Annotated in this window: 9 protein-coding genes and 3 pseudogenes; 7 read left to right on the plus strand and 5 right to left on the minus strand. The window is 71.6% G+C overall.

The genetic code is table 11. The features are described from left to right. A pseudogene (locus KBX53_RS11910) lies at positions 1-324 on the minus strand (flavin reductase); the annotation flags it as partial. Between the two features lie 657 nt (positions 325-981). Between KBX53_RS11910 and KBX53_RS11915 the strand changes: the two are divergent. Next, positions 982-1,767, plus strand: coding sequence for a helix-turn-helix transcriptional regulator (locus tag KBX53_RS11915; protein ID WP_210859166.1), 786 nt, complete (start codon positions 982-984; stop codon positions 1,765-1,767). Then, a complete protein-coding gene (locus KBX53_RS11920; RefSeq protein ID WP_210859158.1) occupies positions 1,764-1,970 on the plus strand; it encodes a DUF397 domain-containing protein in 207 nt (68 codons plus the stop codon). The genes KBX53_RS11915 and KBX53_RS11920 overlap by 4 nt, the downstream gene beginning before the upstream one ends. On the opposite strand, the gene KBX53_RS11925 is transcribed toward KBX53_RS11920, so the two are convergent. The 3 genes and pseudogenes from KBX53_RS11925 to KBX53_RS11935 all read right to left on the minus strand — a co-directional run. After that, a complete protein-coding gene (locus KBX53_RS11925) occupies positions 1,967-3,658 on the minus strand; it encodes a hypothetical protein (RefSeq protein WP_030331675.1) in 1,692 nt (563 codons plus the stop codon). The two genes, KBX53_RS11920 and KBX53_RS11925, sit on opposite strands and share 4 nt — an antisense overlap. Next, entirely contained in the window at positions 3,655-4,419 is a 765-nt protein-coding gene (locus KBX53_RS11930; RefSeq protein WP_030331674.1) for an ABC transporter ATP-binding protein, read from the minus strand. Before KBX53_RS11930 ends, KBX53_RS11925 begins: the two co-directional genes overlap by 4 nt. Positions 4,420-4,586: 167 nt before the next feature. Then, a pseudogene (locus KBX53_RS11935) lies at positions 4,587-4,811 on the minus strand (cation acetate symporter); the annotation flags it as partial. On the opposite strand from KBX53_RS11935, the pseudogene KBX53_RS11940 reads away from it, so the two are divergent. The 3 genes and pseudogenes from KBX53_RS11940 to KBX53_RS11950 all read left to right on the plus strand — a co-directional run. Then, positions 4,798-5,154, plus strand: a pseudogene (locus KBX53_RS11940) (cellulose binding domain-containing protein); the annotation flags it as partial. The pseudogenes KBX53_RS11935 and KBX53_RS11940 sit on opposite strands and share 14 nt — an antisense overlap. 83 nt (positions 5,155-5,237) lie before the next feature. Next, positions 5,238-5,828: a DinB family protein gene (locus KBX53_RS11945; RefSeq protein WP_210859159.1), complete on the plus strand. Its 591-nt coding sequence runs from the start codon at positions 5,238-5,240 to the stop codon at positions 5,826-5,828. Beyond that, on the plus strand, positions 5,825-6,256 hold the full coding sequence (locus tag KBX53_RS11950; RefSeq protein ID WP_210859161.1) for a hypothetical protein: 432 nt from the start codon (positions 5,825-5,827) through the stop codon (positions 6,254-6,256). The genes KBX53_RS11945 and KBX53_RS11950 overlap by 4 nt, the downstream gene beginning before the upstream one ends. On the opposite strand, the gene KBX53_RS11955 is transcribed toward KBX53_RS11950, so the two are convergent. Next, complete coding sequence (locus KBX53_RS11955; protein ID WP_210859163.1) at positions 6,243-7,310, minus strand: serine hydrolase; 1,068 nt, start codon at positions 7,308-7,310, stop codon at positions 6,243-6,245. The two genes, KBX53_RS11950 and KBX53_RS11955, sit on opposite strands and share 14 nt — an antisense overlap. A gap of 87 nt (positions 7,311-7,397) precedes the next feature. On the opposite strand from KBX53_RS11955, the gene KBX53_RS11960 reads away from it, so the two are divergent. After that, positions 7,398-8,267 carry a fructosamine kinase family protein gene (locus KBX53_RS11960; protein ID WP_210859164.1) on the plus strand — a complete coding sequence of 290 codons (870 nt, stop codon included), beginning with the start codon at positions 7,398-7,400 and terminating at the stop codon, positions 8,265-8,267. A 127-nt stretch (positions 8,268-8,394) separates the two neighbouring features. Next, positions 8,395-9,497, plus strand: a 1,103-nt coding sequence (locus KBX53_RS11965) for an MFS transporter (RefSeq protein WP_210859165.1), incomplete at its 3' end; no start/stop codon positions are given.

Raw genomic sequence — 9,497 nt, forward strand, 5'->3', positions numbered from 1 at the left:
GTGCCGACCACGCAGCCGGCGTACCGGCGACCGCTGCCCGGTCGGCACCGCGAACGGATCGGTGTGGTGGATCTCGGCACCCGGCTCATGATTCACGTGAAACATTGTGCCGCCCCGGCCCCGCGCCCAACCAAGGAAGCGCTCGTGCAGGTCGGCGGGTCGCCCGTGGAGCCGGGTGAGCTGAGCGCCGGCCTCCGTCATCAGGGCACCCAGGTAGACGAGCAGCCCCACCCGGTCGTGCCGGTACTCGGCGAGCAGCGCCAGCCGCGCCGGCTGGCACGGCCAGGGCGCCCCGCAGCCGCGACACCGCCAGAGCGGCCGCATCGGCAGGTGCGGCCTGCTCACCTCGGCTCTCCGGCCGTCCGGGGCGGTGGAGTCGCCCGCCTCCGGCGCGCTCCGCTCGCCGGAGGGCGATGCCCGAATGACCGTGATGCCGCTGAGTCATATTGATGCCTCAGGGGCATCACGCTCGCAGTGAGACACCGATCCCTGCGGCGTGCTCCGTCCGGTCGCTTGCGCGGTCTGGGGCCCGATCCGGCTGCCGGGCTGCGGGATTCACCAGCGACCACCGTTCGCCCGCCAGGTCTGCGCCGGGGTCAGCCAGCCGGCCCGGCCTGGTCGCGGCAAGGCGACCGTCGGCCCGTTCGCCCATGCGGGTGCTCGGTTCGGCGGGCCTGCCGAGCGCTCCGAGCCGGTCGCGCCCGGCACGGCCGGCGGTGCCGCAACCTTCTTCTTCCGGTACGACCACCGCGCTTCGTTCCTGCCCCGGATGAATCGGAACATGGCTCATCTCCTCCCGGTCGACGAGGGCCGCCCCGATCGGGGGGATGACCGGGGCGGCCCGAACGCAGGACCCAGTCGCCGGGACGTCGCCTCCACCGGCCGGGCCGCGTGCTCTCCACCCTGGACGGAAGGCGCGGACAGGGGAGGATGCCAGGGATTACTACGCAACGCAGTCACGTACTTACCGGAGAGGTAAGGATGAACGTCGAAATGTGGGTGCGGGCGTTGAAGGCCGCCCGAGCCGGTGCCGAGGTGTCCCAGGAAGCTCTGGCGGGCCTCACCAAGTGGAGTCCATCCACAGTGGCGGCCATCGAGACCGGCCGACGTCGACCGACAATGGAGTTCGCGGTCGCCGCCGACGAGGCCCTAGCCACCGGCGGCCTCCTCGCCGAACTGTTGCGTGCTGCCGATCGCCAGCGGCTGCCGACGTGGTTCGTTCCATGGCGCAATCATGAGGAGCAGGCGATCAGGCTCTGCGAGTTCGAGCCGTGCCTGATTCCGGGGCTCCTGCAAACCGAGGACTACGCCCGCGCGGTCATTTCCGCTGGTGGACTGAATCCCACCAAGGTGGTGGACGAGCTGGTCACGGTCCGGATGGAACGACAGCAGTTGTGGCAGCGGGCGGAGTCGCCGCAGTGCGTCTTCGTCCTCGACGAGACGGCTCTACGCCGCCCGGTCGGCGGGCCGGCGGTACTGGACGCTCAGCTCGGTCGGCTGATGGAACTCGCCGTCATGCCCAGCGTCAGGCTGCACGTCGTGCCACTCGACGCCGGTGCTCACGTCGGGCTGACCGGCGGCTTTCTGCTCGCTGAACTGCCCGACGGGGAACGGGTCACCTACGTTGAGGATGTCGCTCGTGGGCACGTCATCGACGACCCGGACGTCGTCCGTCTGATTGGTCGGAAATGGGATAGCCTGCTCGGCGAAGCACTCTCTACAAGCGCCTCGCTGGATCTGATCCGGAAGCTGAAGGTGACGCCATGACCGTTGCTCAACCCCGCTGGCGGACGTCGACCAGGTCCGGCGACACGGGCGGTGCCTGCGTCGAGGTGGCCGACAATTTGCCCGGCGTCGTGCTGGTCCGGGACAGCAAGGACCGTTCCGGCCCGATCCTCGCCTTCGCCCCGGGTGCCTGGCGCGGCTTCGTCGCCGACGCCGCCCAAACCCCGGGCCGCCGCGCCGGTTAACGGCGCGGGGTGACGGTGGCGAGCAGTTCCGGCATCCGGCGGTCCAGCACGTCGCCGGCCAGGTACGCGCCCAGCAGCGCCGCGCCGAGCCCGTAACCGGCGCCGACCGGTAGGGCCAGCCAGAGCCAGGCGTCACCGAGCAGCGCGGCGGCCACCACCATCGGCACCGCGGCGACCGCCGAGGCGAGCATGGCCAGCAGAGTGAGCAGCCCCTTCGTCAGGCCCGCGCCGCTGTTCATCGCGAACGGGTTGCTCGTCTCCGGCAGCGAGTACGCCCCGAGCACCGAGACCAGGCAGTTCACCGCCAGCCCGACGCCGTAGGTGGCGACCAGGGCACCGGCGGTCAGCCCGATCCAACCCGGTTCACCGAGCAGCAACGACAGCACCACCGCGACGACCGTCAACATCGGCAGGACGTACAGCGAGAAGGCCGTGATCCGGGCTCGCAGCTCGACCCGGCCGGGCACCCCGGCCACCACGTTCGCGGCGTACGCGCTGCCGTCGAAACCGAACTGGTTGGCCAGGGTGACGGCCGCGAGCACCCCCACGAAGACCATCGAGATGGTCACCACGACCGGTGAGCTGTCACTGGCAGCCGCGGTGAAGCCCTCGTCGCCGACGGCCGCGAAGTCCCCGCCGGTAACGTTGATCATCACTGGCACGAAGATGCCGACCACCGCGATGGTGATCAGGTTGGCCCGGCGGCGAGCGTCCCGCCACCAGTAACGGGCCTCCCGGGCGACCAGGGCACCGAACCGGTCCCGGCGGGCCCAACCGGCGACTCGGGGAAACAGCTGGGCGACCGCGCCACCGTCGACCCCTCGTCGTGCCGGGGCCTTACCGGCGCTCGCCGCACCCACCATCGCCGACTCCAGCGAACGGGACCACCAGGCCAGCAGGGCGACGAGCGCCACCACCGTGATCAGCAACTTGACCGGTGCCGCCCACACCCGCCCCTGGGCCACGTCGATGCCGGCGGTCCACGGCGCGCCCAGCGGCGTCCAACCGATCACCGTCGCCACACCTGCCAGCCGGTCCCAGTCCGCCTCGCGCAGCGCGGCGAGGCCGAAGATCTGCAACGGGCCGAGCAACGCGGCGACCACCGCCAACAGCACGGCCGCCAGGTCGCGGACCCGTCGGGACCGCAGCATGGTGGCGAAGGCACTGGTCACCGCCCGGCTGGCGGCCACACAGAGCAGCAAACCGGCGAGCACCCCCACGACGGCGACCACCCCCGCCGACCAGCCACCCAGCGACCAGGCGGTCAACACCAGCCCGGACGCCGCGACCAGCACCGCCACCACCGGGACGCTGATCAGGGCCGCCACGAACAGGCCGGTCACCAACGTGCGCCGGGGCAGTGGCAGCAGCGCGAACCGGGCCGGGTCGAGTGTCTCGTCCACGCCGAAGAAGACGAGTGGCAGCAGCAGCCAACCGAGCACCAGCAGCCCGCCGCCGGCCGCCGCGACCAGCACCGCGTACCGGCCGTTGTCGGTCAGGCCGGGCGCGGCGAAGAGGAAGAAGCCGCTGGCGGCGAACCAGAGCCCGAGCAACGCGCCGCCGATGAACATGGCGATCCGCCAGCCCTGGCCCCGAAAGTTGTTGGCCATCACCCGCAGCTTCAGCCGCACGAAGTGGCGGGCGGAGACCGGCCGTGCCGGCGCGGCGGGGGTGGCGTCAGCGCTCACCGGGAGAGCCACGACAACTCCTCGCCGGTCGCGGTGCGCCCGCCGACCACCTCGACGAAGACCTGCTCCAACGAACGGTCGCCACGGACCTCGTCGATCGTCCCGACCCGCTTGATGGTGCCGCTGGCGAGGATCGCCACGTGCGAGCAGAGCCGCTCGACGACCTCCATCACGTGACTGGAGAACACGACAGTGCCGCCACCGGCCGCGTAGCGGGTGAGGATGTCCCGGATCAGCGCCGCGGAGACCGGGTCGACCGCCTCGAACGGCTCGTCCAACACCAGCACCCGGGGGCCGTGCAGCAGCGCGCAGGCCAGGCCGATCTTCTTCTTCATGCCCGCCGAGTAGTCCACCACCAGGGTCCGACCGGCGTCGCCGAGCGCCAGCACGTCCAGCAGCTCGGCTGCCCGCTGGTCGACAACCGCCGGGTCCATCCCCCGCAACAAGCCGTTGTACGCGAGCAGCTCCGCCCCGGTCAGCCGGTCGAACAGCCGGACCCCGTCGGGCATCACGCCGAGCAGCCGCTTGGCGGTCACCGGGTCCTGCCAGACGTCGTGGCCGAGCACCCAGGCCGAGCCGGCATCCGGACGCAGCAGCCCGACCGCCATCGACAGGGTGGTGGTCTTGCCGGCGCCGTTCGGGCCGAGCAGGCCGTAGAAGGAGCCGGCGGGGACGTCCAGGTCGACGCCGGCCACCGCGATCGTGCCGTCGAACCGCTTGGCCAGGCCACGCAGTGCGAGCGCGGGGTGCTCAACAGTCATGCGCCGACGTTATCCGCCCATCGCCAGTCACGCCCTCCGCCGCCGGCCGGACCCGCGATCCTCCCTGAGGCGGACCACATCGCGATCTTGCGTTTCCTGTCCCGACACAAGGCACATAACCACCTTTATCAACAACCGGAAGTGCAAGATCGGCGCGGTCCTGGCGCTTACTGCATGCGGAGGGCTTCGGGGGTGTGCAGGCGGAGCATGGTGGCGGCGATGTCGGCCGGGGCCCGCCTGCGGGTCGCCATCGACACGGCGACCATCACGGTGAAGGCCAGTGGCACCGTCCAGGCGGCCGGCTGCGCGATCAGCGTGGCCGGCCAACCGGACAGCGGCGGGCCGAGGACGGTGACCAGCACCGCGCCGATCGCCGCGCCGCCGCCGACCACCCCACCTCCCCCCACCCCACCTCCCACCACGCCGCCGCCCACCGGCACCCCCGGCTGCACCGCTGTCTACTCCGTGCAGGACCAGTGGAACGGCGGATTCGTCGCCAACGTCAGCGTCACCGCGGGAACCACCGCGCTGACCGGCTGGCGGGTCACCCTCACCCTGCCCGGCGGCGCGTCGGTCAGCTCGCTGTGGAACGGGGTCAGCAGCGGCACCAGCGGAACCATCACCGTCGCGAACCAGAGCTACAACGGGCGACTGGCCGCGGGACAGGCCACCAGTTTCGGATTCCAGGGCACCGGCACCGGCAGCGGAGCCACCGCGAGTTGCACCGGAAGCTGACCACGTCGCTCGGCGGGCCGGTGCCCCGGCACCGGCCCGCCGAGGGTGCCCGAAGGTCAGACGGGTAGGGAAGACTGGCCGGCATGGCTGATCTGAGCGACATGAAGGCTGCGCTGCACCTCTACCTTCAAGGGACCCGCGAAGACCTCATCTGGAAGCTCGACGGGCTCAGCGAACGCGAGGTCAGGCTGCCCCGCACGGCGACCGGAAACAACCTGCTGGGCATTCTCAAGCATTGCCTCAATGTCGAAGCCGGCTACTTCGGGCCCACCTTCGGCCGCGAGTTCCCGACCCCTGACGAGCTGGTCCCGATGGCGGCGTTCGACGAGGACCCGCAGGCCGACTGGTACGCCCGGGAGGACGAGACGAAGGACGGGCTGATCGACCTGTATCGCCGGGTCGCCGCGTTCGCCGACCAGACGATCGACCAGCTACCGCTCGACGCGCCGGGGCACGTGTCGTGGTGGCGGCCCGGTTCGCAGGACGTGACGCTGCACCGGATCATCATCCACGTGACCTGCGATCTCGCCCGTCACGCCGGGCACGCCGACATCATCCGCGAACAGCACGACGCGGCGATCGGCCTTCGGCGGGACAGCACCATCCTCCCCGACGACTTCGACTGGCCGGCCTACGTCAGCAAGCTGACGAAGCTGGCCGACCGCTTCGCATGAGCGGGATACCCGTCGACCGGCGAGACGACCTCGCCCGGATCGAAGCGGCGTTCGTGGGCACCCCACTGGCCGGCCTGCCGATCGGGCACGGCCCGGCGGGCACCATCCTCGTCGCCGACGTCGACCCCGATCGTCTGTACGAGGCCTGGCGGGCCGCAGACGCGCTGGTGCCGGTCACCGGACGTCGGCCCGTCCTGGTCACCGACGACTTCGACGACGGGCTCACGATCCGGCCGGAGCCCGAGCAGGGTCCGTCGGAATCCGAGCTGCGCGCGTTCGCCGAGGCCGCCGCGTCCTCCGCACCCTGGCTGAGCTACCGCCACTACAGCGAGGACCAGCAGGTCGAGCAGAACGAGATCGACTACCATGCGCGCCCCGAACCTCGACCTGCGCCGGTGGGAGGTCGCCGTCGCCCTATCGGCCGGTGACGTGTGGTTCGTCCACAACCGGCCCTGACCGGCCGACGGCACGGGATACCGCACGGATCAGTTCGAGCGGTTCCTCGGTCCAGTGGGAGACGAGGACCAGCTCCCGGGCCGGATCCACCCACAGCAGGTGTCGTCCGCCGTTGCCCCGGGCGCTGCGGCCGGTGGCCGGGGCCCCCGGCCACGGCGCCTGATCGTCGTTGAGCCACCACAGATAGCCGTATTCCCGCTTCACCGGGCACGGAGACCACGACTGATCAACCCACTCGGCGCTGAGCAGTCTGGTCCCGGCATGGGTCCCCCGGTCCAGGAAGAGCTGACCGATCAGGGCCAGGTCCCGGGCGGGGATGATCAGCCCTCCGCCCCAGTGTGCGCCGCCGGAGACCACAGCGGTCGGGCGACCGTCGATGTCGACGACGCTCGTCCGGTACCCGTGCCACGACCACCGGTCGGAGGCGCCCAGCGGGTCCATGACCCGCTGCCGCAGCACCTCCGGCAGCGACCGGCGCAGCAGCAGCGTCAGCGCGTACGTCAGCAGGTTCATCCGCACGTCGTTGTACGCCCACCCCTGCCCCGGAGGCGTACCGTGCACCTCCGTCCCCTCGCGGAAGCTCTGCGCGTCGACGCTCGTCGGCTTGCCCCACAGCTCGCCCTCCCACTGGCTCGACTGCTGCAGCAGATGACGCCAGGTGATCTGCCCGTTGTGCGGCCCGTGGAACTCAGCGACGTCGACGACCTGGTGCACCGGTTGGTCCGGCACCAACAGCCCGTCGTCGAAGGCCAGGCCGGCCACCACCGACACCACGGACTTGGTGACGCTGAAAGCCATCTCCGGGACGTCCGGGTCGCCCCAGGCCGCGACCTCACGACCGCCGACCAGGACCACGCCGCTGGCCCCACTGGCGGCGAGCAGCGGGCCGACGACCTCGCGGTGGCTGGTGTCCGCGACCTGCGCCGCCAGGTAGGTCTCGATGTCGGCGGCGTCTCTCGTCCACCGCGCACCGAACTCCTGGACGACCCGCTCCAGCCGCTGCTGGTCCACCGACACGTGACCCATGCCCAGCAGTGTCCAACACCGGCAGGACGAGCCGCGACCGGCCACCTAGGATCGGCTGACCGTCGCCGGACACGAGGAGCATCCCGGATGACCCTGCTGGAGCGGCTGCACCGGGCCGGCATGCGTGAGGTGGTGACGGTGCGGCCGGTGACGGGCGGGCTCGCGGCGCTGGCCGGCATCGCCACCCGCCGGGACGCTCCGCCGGTGTTCGTCAAGGGTTTCGCCGATCCGCCGGCCGACGACGTCTTCGCCGCCGAGGCCGACGGGCTGGCCGCGCTGCGCGAGCTCGGCGGGGTGGCGACCCCCGAGGTGATCCTGGCGGATCGGGACCTGCTGGTGTTGTCGGTGCTGCGGGCCAGGCCGCAGAGCGAGGTCTTCTGGGAGCGGTTCGCGCACCTGCTCGCCCGCCTGCACCTGAGCACCACCCATCCTCGCTTCGGCTGGCACCACGACAACTGGCTGGGTCGCCGCCGCCAGATCAACACCTGGAACGACGACGGCTTCGCCTTCTTCGCCGAGCACCGGCTGCTTCGCTGGCTCGATCAGCCCCGCGTCGAGGCGGCGCTGGACGCGGCGGACCGAGCCGCGCTGGAACGGCTCTGCGACCGGCTGCCGGACCTGCTGCCGGACCGGCCGGCGTGTCTGACGCACGGCGACCTGTGGGCACAGAACATCATGGCGACCGTGGACGGAGAGCCAGCGCTGATCGACCCGGCCGTGTCGTACATGTGGGCCGAGGTGGACCTCGCGCACGTGTGGTCCACCTCTCCCCCACCCGAGGCACGACGGATGTTCGCGCTCTACGCGGAGCTGACCTCGCTCGACGGCGACTGGGAGGCCCGTATGCCGCTCATCCAACTGCGGCAGCACCTCGCCGTGCTGGCCCAGTTCGACGACGACTGGGGCGCGGCTGAGCAGATCCGGGCCGTCCTTGCCCCGTTCCGGACCCGACAGTGAGCGCAGGCCCGGCCGTCGACAACGGCAACCGGCCCGCCCGTGACGGGATCGACGTCCGTCGAGAGACCCGCGAGCGGAGCTGAGGTCGGGGACTCCACTACGGTGACCCCTGGAACGGGGGTGGACCATGGCACCGGAGGTGTCGCCGCGAAGGGCCAGGGCGGTGCTCGTCACGCTCTCCCTCGCCGCGTTCGCGTTCATCACGACCGAACTGCTGCCGGTCGGTCTGCTCACCCACATCGCACCCGATCTCGGCCGGTCCCGCTCACAGGTGGGACTGCTGGTCAGCGGGTACGCCGTGGTGGTGGTGCTGGCGTCCGTGCCGCTGACCCGGCTGACCCAGCGGATCCCCCGGCGGCAGCTGCTCGGCGTCACGATGCTGCTGTTCGCCGCCGCCAACGCCGCCGCGGCGCTCGCCTCGTCGTACACCGTGCTGGCGGGTGCCCGTCTGGTCACCGCCCTCGCCCAGGCGCTGTTCTGGTCCGTCGCCACGGCGACGGTGATCGGACCGTTTCCGGTCGCGGTACGCGGCCGGGCGGTGGCCCTGTTCGCGACCGGGGCGACGCTCGCCCCGGTGCTCGGCGTACCCCTCGGCACCTGGCTCGGGCAGCAGGCCGGCTGGCGCGCCGCGTTCGCGGTGCTGGCCGGGGTCGGTCTGGCGATCGCCGCCGCGGTGGTGGTCCTCCTCCCGTCCTATCCCCCGGCCGCTGGTGGCGCCGCCCGGGGCTCCGCGCCGGACGGGCGTCGCTTCGTGGTGTTGTTGATCGCCACTGCCCTCGGCATCGGCGGCTTCATGACCCTGCAGACCTACGTGACACCGTTCCTGCTCGACGTCAGCGGCTTCGCCGACGCGGTGCTGGCACCGCTGCTGTTCGTCTCCGGCGCGGCCGGGGTCGTCGGCACCCTGGTCGCGGCGCGGACTCTGGACAGCCGACCGATCGCCTCGCTGCTGACGCCGCTGAGCATCGGCATGGTGTCGCTGCTGGGGCTGTACGCGCTCGGCGCGCTCAAGCCGGGTGTGGTCGCGTTCCTCGCCGGGATCGGCCTCGCGTACGCGGCGTTCGGCTCCGCCGTGCAGAACCGGATGTTGCACCTGGCCCCGGGCAGCACCGACATCGCGTCGGCCGGGGTCAGCATCGCCTTCAACACCGGCATCGCCGGCGGGTCACTGCTCGGCGGTGCCCTGCTGCCCACCTCGGGGGCCCGCCCGCTGGCGCTCGTCGGCGGGCC

The organism is Micromonospora sp. M51, assembly GCF_018070305.1.
Classification (GTDB): Bacteria; Actinomycetota; Actinomycetes; order Mycobacteriales; family Micromonosporaceae; genus Micromonospora; species Micromonospora parva.